18 protein-coding genes are annotated in these 15,037 nt (G+C 40.5%); 15 read left to right on the top strand and 3 right to left on the bottom strand.

Annotation, left to right across the window (positions count from 1 at the left end; all coding sequences use genetic code 11):
- Nucleotide 1 precedes the first annotated feature (1 nt).
- Entirely contained in the window at nucleotides 2–259 is a 258-nt protein-coding gene (locus MHH70_RS05815) for a YqkE family protein (RefSeq protein ID WP_066171103.1), read from the top strand.
- A 164-nt stretch (nucleotides 260–423) separates the two neighbouring features.
- Here the strand turns inward: MHH70_RS05815 and MHH70_RS05810 are convergent, their stop codons facing one another.
- A complete protein-coding gene (locus MHH70_RS05810; RefSeq protein ID WP_066171100.1) occupies nucleotides 424–891 on the bottom strand; it encodes a VanZ family protein in 468 nt (155 codons plus the stop codon).
- A complete protein-coding gene (locus MHH70_RS05805; RefSeq protein ID WP_342472790.1) occupies nucleotides 888–1,778 on the bottom strand; it encodes an aldo/keto reductase in 891 nt (296 codons plus the stop codon). Before MHH70_RS05805 ends, MHH70_RS05810 begins: the two co-directional genes overlap by 4 nt.
- Nucleotides 1,779–1,847: 69 nt before the next feature.
- On the opposite strand from MHH70_RS05805, the gene MHH70_RS05800 reads away from it, so the two are divergent.
- From MHH70_RS05800 to MHH70_RS05745, 12 genes are all read left to right on the top strand, one after another.
- Nucleotides 1,848–2,387, top strand: a complete 540-nt coding sequence (locus tag MHH70_RS05800; RefSeq protein WP_342472789.1) for an NUDIX hydrolase — start codon at nucleotides 1,848–1,850, stop codon at nucleotides 2,385–2,387.
- A 76-nt stretch (nucleotides 2,388–2,463) separates the two neighbouring features.
- A complete protein-coding gene (locus MHH70_RS05795) occupies nucleotides 2,464–2,976 on the top strand; it encodes a hypothetical protein (protein ID WP_107942358.1) in 513 nt (170 codons plus the stop codon).
- 209 nt (nucleotides 2,977–3,185) lie between these two features.
- Complete coding sequence (locus MHH70_RS05790) at nucleotides 3,186–3,641, top strand: Fur family transcriptional regulator (protein WP_066171088.1); 456 nt, start codon at nucleotides 3,186–3,188, stop codon at nucleotides 3,639–3,641.
- Between the two features lie 294 nt (nucleotides 3,642–3,935).
- Nucleotides 3,936–4,838 carry a site-specific tyrosine recombinase XerD gene (gene xerD / locus MHH70_RS05785; protein WP_066171083.1) on the top strand — a complete coding sequence of 301 codons (903 nt, stop codon included), beginning with the start codon at nucleotides 3,936–3,938 and terminating at the stop codon, nucleotides 4,836–4,838.
- A 125-nt stretch (nucleotides 4,839–4,963) separates the two neighbouring features.
- Entirely contained in the window at nucleotides 4,964–6,142 is a 1,179-nt protein-coding gene (gene deoB, locus MHH70_RS05780) for a phosphopentomutase (protein ID WP_342472788.1), read from the top strand.
- Between the two features lie 13 nt (nucleotides 6,143–6,155).
- Complete coding sequence (locus tag MHH70_RS05775; RefSeq protein ID WP_342472787.1) at nucleotides 6,156–7,460, top strand: pyrimidine-nucleoside phosphorylase; 1,305 nt, start codon at nucleotides 6,156–6,158, stop codon at nucleotides 7,458–7,460.
- Between the two features lie 300 nt (nucleotides 7,461–7,760).
- Nucleotides 7,761–8,114: an anti-sigma factor antagonist gene (locus tag MHH70_RS05770; RefSeq protein ID WP_107942360.1), complete on the top strand. Its 354-nt coding sequence runs from the start codon at nucleotides 7,761–7,763 to the stop codon at nucleotides 8,112–8,114.
- Nucleotides 8,107–8,547, top strand: a complete 441-nt coding sequence (gene spoIIAB, locus MHH70_RS05765; protein ID WP_066171071.1) for an anti-sigma F factor — start codon at nucleotides 8,107–8,109, stop codon at nucleotides 8,545–8,547. Before MHH70_RS05770 ends, spoIIAB begins: the two co-directional genes overlap by 8 nt.
- A 4-nt stretch (nucleotides 8,548–8,551) precedes the next feature.
- A complete protein-coding gene (locus MHH70_RS05760) occupies nucleotides 8,552–9,331 on the top strand; it encodes a SigF/SigG family RNA polymerase sporulation sigma factor (RefSeq protein ID WP_154098246.1) in 780 nt (259 codons plus the stop codon).
- Nucleotides 9,328–10,770 (top strand): spore germination protein, encoded by a 1,443-nt coding sequence (locus MHH70_RS05755; RefSeq protein WP_107942362.1) that lies wholly within the window; start codon nucleotides 9,328–9,330, stop codon nucleotides 10,768–10,770. Before MHH70_RS05760 ends, MHH70_RS05755 begins: the two co-directional genes overlap by 4 nt.
- Before the next feature lie 76 nt (nucleotides 10,771–10,846).
- A complete protein-coding gene (lysA, locus tag MHH70_RS05750) occupies nucleotides 10,847–12,166 on the top strand; it encodes a diaminopimelate decarboxylase (RefSeq protein ID WP_342472786.1) in 1,320 nt (439 codons plus the stop codon).
- A gap of 149 nt (nucleotides 12,167–12,315) precedes the next feature.
- A complete protein-coding gene (locus MHH70_RS05745) occupies nucleotides 12,316–12,669 on the top strand; it encodes a GNAT family N-acetyltransferase (RefSeq protein WP_107942364.1) in 354 nt (117 codons plus the stop codon).
- 353 nt (nucleotides 12,670–13,022) lie between these two features.
- Here MHH70_RS05745 and MHH70_RS05740 read toward each other — a convergent pair whose 3' ends face one another.
- Nucleotides 13,023–13,562: a DUF309 domain-containing protein gene (locus MHH70_RS05740; RefSeq protein ID WP_342473169.1), complete on the bottom strand. Its 540-nt coding sequence runs from the start codon at nucleotides 13,560–13,562 to the stop codon at nucleotides 13,023–13,025.
- Nucleotides 13,563–13,691: 129 nt separating this feature from the next.
- On the opposite strand from MHH70_RS05740, the gene MHH70_RS05735 reads away from it, so the two are divergent.
- Both MHH70_RS05735 and scpB read left to right on the top strand, forming a co-directional pair.
- Nucleotides 13,692–14,474, top strand: a complete 783-nt coding sequence (locus MHH70_RS05735) for a segregation/condensation protein A (RefSeq protein WP_107942366.1) — start codon at nucleotides 13,692–13,694, stop codon at nucleotides 14,472–14,474.
- Nucleotides 14,440–15,027: an SMC-Scp complex subunit ScpB gene (scpB, locus tag MHH70_RS05730; RefSeq protein ID WP_066171051.1), complete on the top strand. Its 588-nt coding sequence runs from the start codon at nucleotides 14,440–14,442 to the stop codon at nucleotides 15,025–15,027. Before MHH70_RS05735 ends, scpB begins: the two co-directional genes overlap by 35 nt.
- The last annotated feature ends 10 nt before the right edge of the window (nucleotides 15,028–15,037 follow it).

The raw sequence follows: 15,037 nt of genomic DNA, 5'->3' as shown, positions 1-15,037 counted from the left end.
AATGGCTAAAAAGAAATTTGGTCAAAAGCAGGCAGCACAGCCGAGGCTTGAGCAAGAAAAAGCACCGACATTGCAGGAGCAGCTAGGTGGCGATGTGCTTGCAAAGCTAAAGGCAACGAAGCAGGCGCTTGTAGATAAAGAGCAGGCTGCTGAGGAAGAGCGTCAAGCAAGGCTTGCTTTTGAGCGCAAGCAACGTGAGAAAAATATGAGCTTTGAGGAGCTGCTAGAGCAGTACGGCGATAAAGGCTCGAAATATTAAATAAAAGGCGGAGCGGGGGCATTTAAAAAGTTGAGTTATTCTTTGTTACAGCGAAAAATGGGTTTTCATTATTTTATTTTAAAATGAGTTACCTACTTTTTTATTAAAGACAAACGAAACGTCCCAAAAGCAGGAGAAGTACTGCTTTTGGGACGCTCCTCTCCTTATTTTTTTAAGAGGCGTACAATAATAGCCGTTATAACGACGAAAAATAATGCACCAAAGCTATCGAGCAAAACATCTGAAAAGACACCTGTACGTCCAGGAGAAAAGGCTTGTCTAAGTTCGTCGAGTGAGGCGATTAAAAATACCGTCGCCACTGCCATCATAGCGGGGAAGAACCATGTAAGCTTGCGATAAAGTAAATAAAGAATAACTCCAACAATACCGAAGCCAATAAAATGTGTGGCTTTTCGAATTAAAAATTCTACAAAATAAAAATAACCTCTTGATTCCACGGAAATAATAGTGCCCCAATAAGGAATTTTAAATAGACTTAGCGTTTCTTCAAAGGGCTTATTCGCTAATAACACGCGAAGCTCAGGTACAATTGTTTGTTGCTGATAGCTCATATTGGATGACAATGCAACGATGACGAGCGCAGCAACTAGAAGGAAAATATATTTTTTCATCGATGCTCTGTGTAAATATCCTTCTTTATCTGTTCTGTTATCCCATCAATTGCAGGTAAATCTTTTATTGCATAGTAAGCAGCGATATTTTCCAGCAATTGTTGCTTTGTGCTTGCTCCAATAACGGTTGAAGCGATGGCTTTATGCTGTAAGTTAAAAGCTAGTGCTAAGCTATGTAATGAACCATACCTAGCTTCTAAATCTGCTAGTAGTGTTGCAAGCTCCTGTTGTGAATAACTCATATAATCTTGCAAGCGAGAGCGCCACTCTTTTGTTAATAGGCCTTTGGCAATAGAGCCGCGTGTAACAACAGAAATGCCGCTTGCTGTAAGCGCTGAAAACCATTCTTCTGCCCTTCGATCAAGCAGGCTATATTGCATCATATTACTAAGTGCATACCCTTTTTCGGCGAATGGCATAAAGACATTTGGTCGAATCGAGGAAATACCATAAGCACGAATGAAGCCTTCTTTCTTTAATTCTTCAAATGTATCAATCACTGCATCTAAATCATCTGTTATTGTTCCACCATGTAGCTGATAAATATCAATATAGTCTGTTTGTAGCCGCTTTAAGCTATCTTTTACAGCACTTTTTATATAGCTTGCGGAAGCGTCCCATGACCAGCCCTCTTGCCCTTTTTCAAAACGATTGCCAACTTTCGTAGCGAGAATGACGTTACGGCGATGAGGCTTTAAAATTTCGCCAACAATGCGCTCATTTTCGCCTTGCAAATATAAATCTGCTGTATCAAAATAATTGATGCCTGCATCAAGTGCCGCCTCTATAATAGGCTGGGCTTCACCGATATTTGCTGGCAAGGACATACAGCCTAAGCTAAGCTCAGAAATTTCAATATTACTCGTTCCCACAATTCTTTTTTTCATGGAATACACACCTTTCTATATATAATGTTACAATGGATTTATCTTGTGCGACAAGTGGGGCGAATCAATTTGAATAAATTTGAAGAAAAAACAGTTTTATCACAGCCTATTTTTAAAGGGCGAGTGATTTCGCTGAAAGTAGATGATGTGCTGTTACCAAATGGTGAGATAGCAAAAAGGGAAGTGGTGAATCATCCTGGGGCAGTCGCAATTATTGCGCTGACGGATGCGGGCAAATTATTAGTTGTTGAGCAATATCGCAAGGCATTAGAGCGCTCAATTATAGAAATTCCTGCTGGTAAGCTAGAACCAGGGGAAAAGCCGGAAGTGACAGCGAAGAGAGAGCTTGAAGAAGAAACGGGCTACACATGCGGGGAACTTACATATTTACAAACATTCGCAACCTCGCCTGGCTTTGCGGATGAGATAATTCATTTATTTGTAGCACGTAAGCTTATTCCATTAAAGGAAAAGGCTGCTCTTGATGATGATGAATTTGTGGAATTAATGGAAGTAACGTTAGAGGAAGCAGAGGAAATGATGACGAGTGGCGCTATTTATGATGCGAAAACCGCCTATGCTGTAATGTGGTTAAAAAATCAAAAATAATGCATAGAAAACGATTTTAACATATTTGCATATCAGCCTTGGACTAGCATAAGTTGGTTGTAAAGGAGGCTGAAATTTGCGGACAAGCATTATAATACAATTAACAAGTATGATTGTCGTTGGTTTTTTAAGTGGGGTTGCTTGTTTTTATATATTTAGCTTAGAGCAAGCAATTGCACTCATTCAGCTAATGGACGGGCGTATATTGCAAGAAGAGGCACCTAGCGTCATGCAAACGATATTACCAGTGGGTTTCGCAATTGCGGTTGTACTATTATTTGCAACACATCCTTTTTGCGCATTTGTGGCAAAATGGTTAATTGCGTTACGAGCGACGTTTCTAGGGTTTAGCTCCATGTATTTATTGACGCAACAAAAATCTTTACTTGCATACGGTATATGGTGGTTTCCTTTTCAGTTCATTTATTGTATTTTACTATTAATGATTTGTTTAGGTATTTCGACGAAAAGACCGATGCGTTTTGCGAAAAAAGGTACTGCGACATATAGACGAATGCTAGCAATTATACTATTATTTTGCATACTTGCATTATTAGAAATGCTTGTTATATCGTATGTGTTTAAATAGATTGCAGGCTATAAGATTTCCATATCAAAGCTAGAGTCGCCATATTGGGAATAACAGCCTGTAAAAAAACTCGATTGATGAAGCTAACAATCCATGGGCTGAAAGGTCATTTTATACTGATAGCAAATGAATTATTTAGATAAAGCATCATTAACTTGTCAGTCGTTTTACTCATTTGGTATAATAAGAGGAGTTTAGGAGGGCGTCACATGGAGAGCCGTATTGATCGTATTAAAAAACAACTGCATAGTGCTAGCTATAAGTTGACGCCACAGCGTGAAGCGACAGTGGCCGTTCTGCTTGAACATGAAGAAGATCATTTAAGCGCAGAAGATGTTTTTTTGCTAGTAAAGGAAAAAGCTCCTGAAATAGGCTTAGCGACTGTATACCGTACGTTAGAATTATTAACTGAGCTAAAAATTGTTGATAAAATCAATTTTGGTGACGGTGTATCTCGTTATGACCTGAGACAAGAAGGAGCAGCACATTTTCACCATCATTTAGTTTGTATTGAATGTGGTGCAGTTGATGAAATTCAAGAAGACTTATTAGAAGATGTAGAAGCAGTAGTAGAAAAACGATGGAATTTTATCATTAAAGATCATCGACTAACATTTCATGGTATTTGTTGGCGATGCCAAGACAATGAAGATTCAAGTGAGTAGAAAGAAAGCTGTCTAAAAAGTTATTTTAAGACAGCTTTTTGCACAGAAGTAAATGTTTAACTTTTTTCAGTGTGTGGCAGGACACCTGCTGACAAAGAGGAACTCAGTCTTAGAACACCATGTCCTGTAGTAACGACTGAGTAACCAACCTCAGGCGAATGATATAGATTTTAGGGGATTTTGGACTAAAACTAGCCGGGGCATAATTGATTATAGAAGCGGAGGGTGTTGGAAAAGGTTTTGCCTTTCCTGACAGCCCTTTTTCATTTCTACCTAAATTTTAGGAGGGATTTAATGACGAATGTATTTCAAGATGCGATTGCAGATTATATTCATTTCATTCGCGTAGAGCGTCAATTATCTGACAATACGCTCGTCTCATATGAGCGAGATTTAGCAAGCTATGCTGCATTTATTCAGGCACAGCAGCTACCATCCTTCAACGAAGTAACGCGTGCAATTATTTTATTGCATTTAGAGGCGCTGCGTGCAGCAGGTAAAACACCGCGTACAATTGCGCGTCATATTTCATCAATCAGGTCGTTTCATCAATTTTTATTAAGGGAAAAAGTAACGACAACTGACCCAACTGTGCATCTTGAAATGCCACAATTGGAGCAAAAGCTACCAAAAGTTCTCTCAACACAAGAGATTGATGCACTGATTGCGGCCCCAGACCTTTCAAAGGCACAGGGAGTTCGCGATGTCGCCATGTTAGAGCTGTTATATGCAACAGGGATGCGCATTAGTGAGCTCATTGAGCTTGATATTACCGATATTCATTTAACGATGGGCTTTGTGCGTGTATTTGGTAAAGGCGGGAAGGAAAGAATTATTCCACTCGGTCGCGGTGCGATTGCTGCTTGTGAAAATTATTTAGGGCGAGCACGTTATGAGCTACAGGGCAAATATCCAAAAACTGACGCGTTATTTATTAATCGTAGAGGGAAAAGATTAACTAGACAAGGCTGCTGGAAGCTATTGAAAGAGCATGCACGGCAGGCAAATATTCAACATGAAATTACGCCGCATGTGCTGCGCCATTCCTTTGCAACACATTTAATTGAAAATGGAGCAGATTTACGGGCGGTGCAGGAAATGTTAGGTCATTCAGATATTTCGACAACACAAATTTACACACATGTGAGCAAAACAAGATTATCAGAAGTATATAAGCAATTTCATCCTCGGGCGTAATTGCCTATAACTCTAAGTGAAATAGCTTGGAAAATTAAAAAATTTCACACAGTCGGATGTCTGACCTTTATTTTTAAATTATTTTTGGTAAAATATATAATAGTAAGAAGGAGGTCGTGCAATTAATGAAAGCGTTTAAAAAGATACATGTAATTGTAATGGATTCAGTAGGCATCGGGGAAGCACCGGATGCACATAAATTTGGCGATGTTGGTTCAAATACTTTAGGTCATATTGCAGAAGAAATGAATGGTTTAAAGATGCCTACGATGGAAAGTTTAGGCTTATCAAATATTCGGGAGCTACAAGGTATTGCGAAGGTAGACGAGCCGAAAGCATATTATGGCATGATGCAAGAGGCGTCCGTAGGGAAAGATACAATGACTGGTCATTGGGAAATCATGGGGCTTAACATTGACAAGCCATTTAAAGTGTACCCAGACGGCTTTCCACAGGAGTTAATTGCACAATTAGAGGCGCGTATAGGACGTAAAGTATTGTGTAACAAGCCTGCGAGTGGTACGGCGGTCATTGACGACTTTGGACAAGAGCATATGGAAACAGGCGCAATAATCGTCTATACATCTGCTGACCCTGTGTTACAAATTGCAGCACACGAGGAAATAATCCCTTTAGAGGAGCTTTATAAAATTTGTGAAATTGCTCGCGAATTAACATTGCAGCCTGAATATTTAGTAGGGCGTGTCATTGCACGTCCGTTTGTTGGTCAACCAGGTAACTTTACACGTACGGCTAATCGACACGACTACGCATTGACACCGTTTGGTCGCACAACGATGGCGGAAATGAAGGATGCAGGATTGGATGTCATTGCAATTGGCAAAATTTCTGATATTTTCAACGGCGATGGTGTGACAGAGTCAATTCGTACGAAAAATAACACAGATGGCATGGATAAAATGGTAGAAGTAGCACAGCGTGATTTCCACGGTATGAGCTTTTTAAATTTAGTCGATTTCGATGCCAATTTTGGTCATCGTCGCGACCCAATCGGTTATGGTGAGGCACTAGAGGAATTCGACCGTCGCTTGCCGGAGGTATTATCTAAATTAGGTGAAGATGATTTATTGCTTATTACAGCCGACCACGGCAATGACCCAACATTCCCAGGCACAGACCACACGCGTGAATACGTACCTTTAATCGTTTATTCACCGCGCTTTAATGGTGGGGCAGAGCTACCATTACGCGAAACATTTGCAGATATTGCAGCAACAATTGCTGACAATTTTAAAATCGCTACACCTGAATTTGGCACAAGTTTTTTGCAACGATTGAAATAGGGGGGCTTGACTAATGAGAATGGTAGATATTATAGAGAAAAAACGGGATGGTCAAACATTAACGACAGAAGAAATTCGTTTTTTCATTAACGGCTATACGAATGGTGACGTACCAGACTATCAGGCGAGTGCATTGTTAATGGCGATTTATTTCCAAGGAATGGCTGATCATGAATTAGCTGATTTAACGATGGCAATGGTTGAGTCTGGCGAACAAATCAAGCTAACAGAAATCGATGGCATTAAAGTAGACAAGCATTCGACAGGTGGCGTAGGGGATACGACGACATTGCCATTAGCAGCGATGGTAGCTGCTGTAGGTGTTCCTGTTGCTAAAATGAGTGGTCGAGGCTTAGGACATACAGGTGGTACAATTGATAAATTAGAGGCGATTGCTGGCTTTCATGTTGAGCTAACGAATGAACAATTTGCGCAGCAAGTAAATGATATTAAGATGGCTGTTATTGGGCAAAGTGGCAATTTAACACCTGCTGATAAAAAGCTTTACGCATTGCGTGATGTAACAGCAACGGTATCAAGCATTCCATTAATTGCAAGCTCGATTATGTCGAAAAAAATCGCAGCAGGTGCAGATGCCATCGTACTTGATGTAAAAACAGGTGATGGTGCTTTTATGAAAACAGCCGATGATGCGAAAATGCTTGCTGAAGCGATGGTACGTATCGGCAACAATGTTGGTCGTAATACGATGGCCATTATTTCAGATATGAGCCAGCCGCTTGGATATGCTATTGGCAATGCGCTTGAAATTCAAGAGGCAATTGATACGCTAAAAGGGCATGGACCAGCAGATTTGAACGAGCTTTGTTATACGCTTGGCTCGCAAATGGTCGTGCTTGGTGGTAAAGCAGCAACAATCAAGGAAGCGCGTGCAATGCTGGAGGAAGTTGTGGCAAATGGCGCAGCACTTGAAGTATTGAAAAAATTTATCACAGCACAGGGTGGAGATGCCACTGTTGTTGATGAACCAGCGCAGCTCCCAAAGGCTGCTTATGTAACGGAGCTTGTGGCGAAGGAAGCAGGCTACGTAGCAAAAATCGAAGCAGATGATATTGGCACAGCAGCGATGCTACTTGGCGCAGGGCGTGCAACAAAGGAATCGGAAATCGATTTAGCAGTAGGATTAGTGCTACGCAAAAAAGTTAGTGATTATGTAGAAGCGGGCGAATCACTTGTGACAATCCACGCAAACCGTGAGCAAATCGACGATGTCATCGAAAAAATTTATGCGCATATTCATTTGACACAGGAGCCAGTCGCTGCCCCAAAGTTGATTGAAGCGATTATTACAAAATAGTAGATAATCTAGCCTATAAAATCGGAGCAAATCCGATTTTATAGGCTTTTTATATGCAAACGTGGAATAACCCTAGTAACATAACCCCCTAAAAATAAAGAAAACATCAAAGATTGAAAAGCTCTCTAAAAAAGCTCTTTTATATGTGATAAAAATCAAATTTAATGTTTAAAAATCATGCAGCTTTCCCATACTTTGACGTATAGGCACTAGTTTTAGCGAAGTGGCACTAGTTTTGTCAGATGTGAAGGGAAAAGTTGCTCGTCGTAGAATTAGCGATTAGACGAGGAGGCGAGTATTATGAATTATGAAATTACGGTGTACCCGGAGCAGATTGCCATTATTCGATTATACGGAGAGCTTGGTCATCATGAAACTGAAAAGGTGCGGGCTCAAATTTCGAGAACGATACTGCAGGGACATGTGACAACACTCATTTGGAATTTGGCTGGTCTGCAATTTATGGATAGCTCAGGTGTTGGCCTAATATTGGGAAGAATGCGGGAGCTTAGCATCGTGGGTGGTCAAATTATCATTTTAAACCCTTCATCGACAATGCAGAAAATATTCCAATTTTCTGGACTTGCGCCATATATTATGCATGCAGATGAACAGGCAGCGATTTCACATATAAGGGGGATTGTTCATGGATAACGAAATGACATTATCATTTATTGCAAAAAGTGAGAATGAAAGTTTAGCAAGAATGGCAATTATGAGCTTTATTGCACAGCTTGATCCGACGGTAGACGAGCTGTCTGAATTAAAAACCATTATTTCAGAAGCTGTTTCGAATGCGATTATTCATGGCTACGAGGAGGATGGAAAAAGTGTTGTCACAGTGCGGGCAACATTGACAGGTGATACCGTGCAAGTGAGCATTCAAGATTATGGTAAAGGAATTAGTGATGTTGCGCAGGCGATGGAACCTTTATTTACGACAAAGGCGGCTTTGGAGCGTTCCGGCATGGGCTTTACAATTATGGAAAGCTTCGCGGACGAACTTGTTGTGCAGTCTGTTGTAGGCGAGGGGACAAGCGTCGTTTTTACAAAAAAAATATCATCAGCACATGCGTCAGTCATGTAAAGGGGTGGGGACAATCGAACAGTCTTCAGAAGTGTTGTTGACGCAGGCGGAGATGCGAGCATTAATTGAACGCTCGCAGCAAGGGGATATTGAAGCGAGAAAGCGGATGATTGAAGGTAATACACGACTTGTTTGGTCGATTGTGCAACGTTTTTCCTCGCGAGGTGTTGAACTAGAGGATTTATTTCAAATTGGCTGTATTGGCTTAATGAAATCTATTGATAAATTCGATTTATCCTATGAAGTAAAGTTTTCCACATATGCAGTGCCAATGATTATTGGCGAAATTCAACGCTTTTTACGCGATGATGGTATGGTAAAGGTTAGTCGTTCCATTCGTGAATTAAATTATAAAATTCGCCATGCGACAGAGGAATATATGAAGACGAATGAAAAGCCGCCCTCCATTTCGGAACTAGCAGAGCGCTTAGGTGTGACGCAGGATGACATTTTAATTGCAGCGGATGCGATGCGTGACCCAGCCTCTTTACATGAGCAGCTATTTGAAAATGATGGGGACTCCATTACATTAATGGACCAAATGTATGACGAAAAGTCGCAGCTTCCGTTTGAGTATATTCCGCTGAAGGAAATGCTTACAAAGTTAGATAAACGAGAGCAATCGATTATTTATTTACGCTATTTTGCAGATTTAACACAAACTGAAATAGCAGAGCGTCTTGGCATTTCGCAAGTGCAAGTATCACGTTTAGAGAAAAAAATATTAGCACAGCTGAAGCAATGGATGGACGTGACAACTACGAAAAAGGCAGTGAAAAAATGACGAATCAGCTTTTTACATCTTTAGAGCAGGCACAGCAACATTTAAAGGAGGTTTTAGGGGAGGGCGAATCGTTTGATGTTTGTATAAAGCCGATTTTTGTACGAAATATGGAAGTGCTCTCAGTTTATATTTCCGGGCTAGTTGATAGTGAAACATTATCAAATTTACTAGCGGAATTGCAATTTGAGGAGCGGGAGCATATTGAGGATGAGCCCGCATATTTCGATGCGCATTTTAACCATCATGGAAAAGAGCCTGTAGAAACACTTGAGGACTTTTTGCTAGGAGTATTAAGCGGTCGAGTTGGTCTAGTAACATCACATGGTTATTGTTATTGTGCAGAGTTTCGTAATTATCCGGGGCGCAATCCAGAGGAGCCTGATAACGAGAAGGTCATTCGTGGGTCGCGGGACGGCTTTGCGGAAAATATTATGCAAAATACAGGATTGATTCGACGCAGAATTCGAAGTGGAGATTTGCGCTTTGAGCTTTCACAAATTTCTAAGCTAGGAAAAACCGATGTTGCGCTCTGCTATATGAAGGATTTAGTAAATGAAGAACATCTTCACTGGTTACGGGAACGCTTTCAATTAATCGAGCATGATGGTTTAACGATGGCGGATAAATCTTTAGAGGAGTGGCTGTTTAAGCAAAAATTTCATCCGTTACCATTCGTCCGTTATTCGGAGCGACCGGATATTGTGGCAGCGCATGTATTAGAAGGGCATATTGCGATTGTTGTTGATACATCACCTTCTGTTATGTTGATGCCAGTGACGATGTTCCATTTCTTACAACATGCAGAGGAATATCGACAAGCACCGCTAATTGGCTCGATGATGCGGCTTCTACGTTACTTTGCAGCATTGCTCAGCTTAGTATTACTTCCAATGTGGTATTTATTTGCGAAGGAAAGTCATTTATTACCTGAGACACTTTCCTTTTTAGGTATATCGGAGCCATCTGAAGTACCGCTGTTTTTGCAAATTTTAATTGCAGATTTTGGAATTGAATATTTGCGTATTGCGGCCATTCATACACCGACGCCTCTTTCGACCGCAATGGGGTTAATTGCGGGAATTGTTATTGGACAAATTGCAATTGATGTAGGGCTTTTTTCAAGCGAGGTAGTATTATATACAGCGATTGCTGCAATTTTCACATTCGCCATACCGAATTATGAGTTAAGTATTTCAATTAAAGTTTTCCGTATTTTTTTACTCATTATGACAGCATTGTTTGAGGCTAATGGGTTTTTTATTGCACTATTTATTATATTTTCGTATTTATGTGCATTGCGTCCGATGAAAGTACCATATATGTGGCCACTCATTCCCTTTTTCCCAAAGGCCTTTATGCGTGTTTTTATTCGTTTTCCAATGTCTGATGATGCGCTTAGACCGTATATTGTTGGTGCACAGCAGCGAAAACGAGCATAATGTACATTGCACTTTTGTTCCCTCCTATGGTAAAGTTCTCATATACTATTTTTGAGCGGTAATGGAGGAGAGCAGAGTGCATTTATATGGGACACAGGACATTTCAAGTGATGGGCATTTAACGATTGGTGGCGTAGATACAGTAACGTTAGCAAAGGAATACGGGACACCGCTATTCGTTTATGATACGGCACTAATTCGTGAGCGTGCTAGAGGCTTTATTGATACATTTAAGCAATTAGGTATCAAGGCGGAGGTCGCCTATGCTTCAAAAGCGTTTTCTTGCATTGCGGCATATCAGCTAGCGGCACAGGAGAATTTATCGTTGGACGTTGTATCAGGTGGTGAATTATATACTGCCATTAAAGCTGGATTCCCAGCAGAACGCATTCATTTCCATGGCAATAATAAATCGTATACAGAGTTAGAACTTGCATTTGATACGAAAATTGGTTGCATCGTTGTCGATAATTTTTATGAAATTAGCTTGCTCAAAGAAATTTCAGAGGTAAAGCAGCAGCCGATGCGCATTTTATTACGTGTAACGCCAGGTGTAGAAGCACATACGCATGACTTTATTACGACAGGTCAATCCGACTCGAAATTTGGCTTTGATTTGAATAATGGGCAAGCAGACCGCGCCTTTGAAGAAGTACGTGAGCACAAGTTTTTACAGCTTCTAGGCTTACATTGTCATATAGGCTCACAAATTTTTGAAACAGATGGCTTTAGCCTGGCTGCTGGCAAGCTAATGAAAAAAATTGGTGAATGGAAAGAGCAGCATGGCTTTGAATGCACGGTATTAAATTTGGGCGGAGGCTTTGGCATTCGTTATACTGAGGAAGATAAGCCACTTGCGCCACATATTTATGTAGCTGAAATGATTGACACTGTACAAGCAGAGGCAGCTGCGTTAAAATTAGCGATGCCGGAGATTTGGATTGAGCCAGGTCGCTCGCTTGTCGGTGATGCAGGAACATCACTTTATACGGTTGGTTCACAAAAAACAGTGCCAAATATTCGTGAATATATCGCGGTAGATGGTGGCATGAGCGATAATATTCGCCCAGCACTATACGACGCGAAGTATGAGGCCGTTATTGCAAATAAAGCAAATGCGCCGAAAAGCAGCACTTATACAGTGGCTGGGAAACTTTGTGAATCTGGGGATAAATTGATGGTCGATGCTGCACTACAAAAGGCGGAGTCTGGTGATATTTTAGCTATGTTTTGTACAGGTGCCTACGGTTTTTCAATGGCTTCAAACTATAACCGTGTGCCGCGTCCAGCCGTTGTTTTTGTAGAGGCGGGTGAACACCAGCTAGCGATTCAACGTGAAAGCTATGATAATATTGTGCAAAACGATCTCCCGTTAGTATTGAAAAAGGGTGAGTAGTCGTTGAGAATATCAAAGTGGAAACTATTAATTGGATTAGTATCATTTATACTATTTTGGGGTTTGATTTATATTTTTGTAATCATTCCACTTTTCTTTAGTTAATGAGCATAATCGTTTCGTATAGCAGAAAATGAGGAAATATAAAAATGTTAGTAAAATATAAAAAAGCGTTTGAAAAAATTGCAATGGGTTTAATTTCGTTAATGCCGAACTGCAAAGATTCAAAGCAATTAATGGAAATTGTTCAGCATTATGAGCAGACGCCAGATTGGCAGCTTTATTTATGGAAACAGGACGATGAATTTGTTGGTACAATTGGTGTAGCTGTAGAAAATGGGATAGCTACAATTCAGCATATTTCCATTATCCCTTCTTATCACGGTGAAGGAATTACTGCTGAGATGCTTGATGAATTGCGTGCTTTAGGCTGTTATGATAGCTTGCAGTATAATGATGAAACTGCGCCATTTTTGCAACGCCATTTATTAGATGAGGAATAATGACAGAGAGGGTGTGAATAAGGGCTGTCGAAAAAGGTAGCTTTTTCTTGCGATGCAGTGAAAATTTCACTTTCATTCGGAGGAAAACCTGCTAGACACAGCACTTCTCCCATCTTCAAAGAACCCTCCTGTTATTTTAATCGACGAACACTTAGAAGGAGCACCACAGACAGCGACCAAAAAGCCAGCTATGCACGGCTTTTTGGTCGCCCTGTTTTTCCCCCGGCATGGAAATAAATGTTTCCATCACTTCCCTTTTACTGAAGGAATACACTGCTAAAGCCAATGTTCATCACATTTTTAAAAGAGGCGTTTTCTATTTTTAGGAGTCAACATTTTACGAAAAATCATCGCTACTGTCCAAAATGACGGCTATGCACGGCTTTTTGGACAGCCCCGTTTGCTTTCATTTTATGTTTAGCGCTCAGCTTCTCCAAGCGCTCTGCAACGATATCGGAGCGGTCGCGTAGCTTATGTTTATCACGTAAAAACGTGAGGGGAACTGGCTCTAACTGAGCGATTTGCACCTTAACTAGCTGAGCGAATTGTTCATTTATAATTGTTAGTTGAAATGCTTGAAAAGTCTCGCCTGCTTGAATTGCATAAATTGACTTTGAAAGCTTCTGTAAGACATCAGCTTGATTTACCATGTCAAAAAAAGGTGAATTGCTTTGCAGGCATTTTTTTGCCTTTTGCAATGTGCGCAATGCCCCATTTGTATTGCCACGACGCCAATGATATAAGCCTGTTGCTAGTTGGACGAAGCCTACAAGAATATGCTGTCTATCGCCTGGTGCAATTTCCTTCCAGTATTCCTCTAACACTTCATGGCATTCAAAGTAATCTTCATTGCCATTGAAATAAGCGCAATATTGCACGAATAATGGATGCATAACACTCACCTTTCCTCTTTACGAAATACATATTAAAATAGTATCATAACAATTATGCCTTGGCGAAGCTCAAATATATGCTTACGACTAGGGAGAATACCTCGACATATAACGACAGGTGGTAATTAAATGTCTTATGAAGTAAAGCTTGAAGCATTTTCAGGCCCACTCGATTTATTATTGCATTTAATTAATCGTTTGGAAATTGATATATATGATATTCCGATGGCCGAATTAACAGCGCAATATATTGACCATATCCATGCAATGCAAGTGTTAGAGTTAAATGAGGCAAGTGAATATTTAGTTATGGCAGCAACGTTGCTCGCAATTAAAAGTAGAATGCTGTTGCCTATTCATGAAGGGGAGATGGAGGATGCGGAGTTTGAGCTTGACAGCGCGGACCCGCGTGACGAGCTTGTGGCACGCTTAATTGAGTATAAAAAATATAAAGAAGCGGCAACCCAGCTACAAGTGCTCGAAGGAGAGCGGGCACAGGTGTATACGCGTCCACCTGCAGATTTATCTGTATTTATGCCGGATGAGCAACTGGCATTATTCGATTCGAATGTGAATGTTTATGATATGCTCGCAGCATTCCAAAAGCTACTGCGTCGTAAACAATTAAGAAAACCTTTACAAACGAGAGTAGCAAGGCAAGAAATTTCTATACGGGAAAAAATGCATGCGGTTGTTGCCTCTTTAAAGAAAACAGGTGGACGTGCGCTATTTTCAGAGCTATTCCCTTATGAGGATAAGTCAACCTTAATTGTTACGTTTTTATCGTTGTTAGAATTAATGAAGCGCCAAGTCGTATTAGTGGAACAGCAGCGTAATTTTGAGGATTTGACAGTGCTCTTACAGAAGGAGGAAATCGATGATGAATCGGGAGACGTTGATGAGCAAAATTGAGGCACTCCTTTTCGTTGTTGGAGATGAGGGGATGACGGTACGTCAGTTAGCTAATTATTTAGATGTAGAAGTTATGGATGTTGAAGCAGGACTAAGTGAGCTTGCAACGCAATATAATGAATCAAAGACATCTGCTATAACATTGAAACAATTGGCGGGTACATATCAATTAACAACAAAACCAGAAATGGCAGAAACGATTAAAAAGCTTGTGGATAACCCAACAAGCCAGCTATTAACAGCGGCATCAGTCGAAGTGCTAGCAATTATTGCGTACAAGCAGCCAATTACAAGAATAGAAGTGGAAGATTTGCGAGGAGTTAAAAGTGAAAAACCAATTCAAACACTTGTTTCAAGGGGGCTTATTCAAGATGTCGGACGTGTAGAAGGAACAGGACGCGCCATTTTATATGGTACAACGAAGGAATTTTTAAATTATTTCGGCTTGAAGGACATAGGAGAGCTACCACCTTTACCAGAGGGACATGATATGGAAGAGGAGCAGGAAGCCGATTTATTTTTAACGAAATTCCAAGAAGCATTTAATGACTAAAGGAGTGGAT

Source organism: Metasolibacillus sp. FSL H7-0170, from assembly GCF_038593115.1.
In the GTDB taxonomy this organism is placed as follows: domain Bacteria; phylum Bacillota; class Bacilli; order Bacillales_A; family Planococcaceae; genus Metasolibacillus; species Metasolibacillus fluoroglycofenilyticus.
Note: the sequence above shows the minus strand (reverse complement) of the source record. Positions and strands in the feature narration are given on the sequence as shown.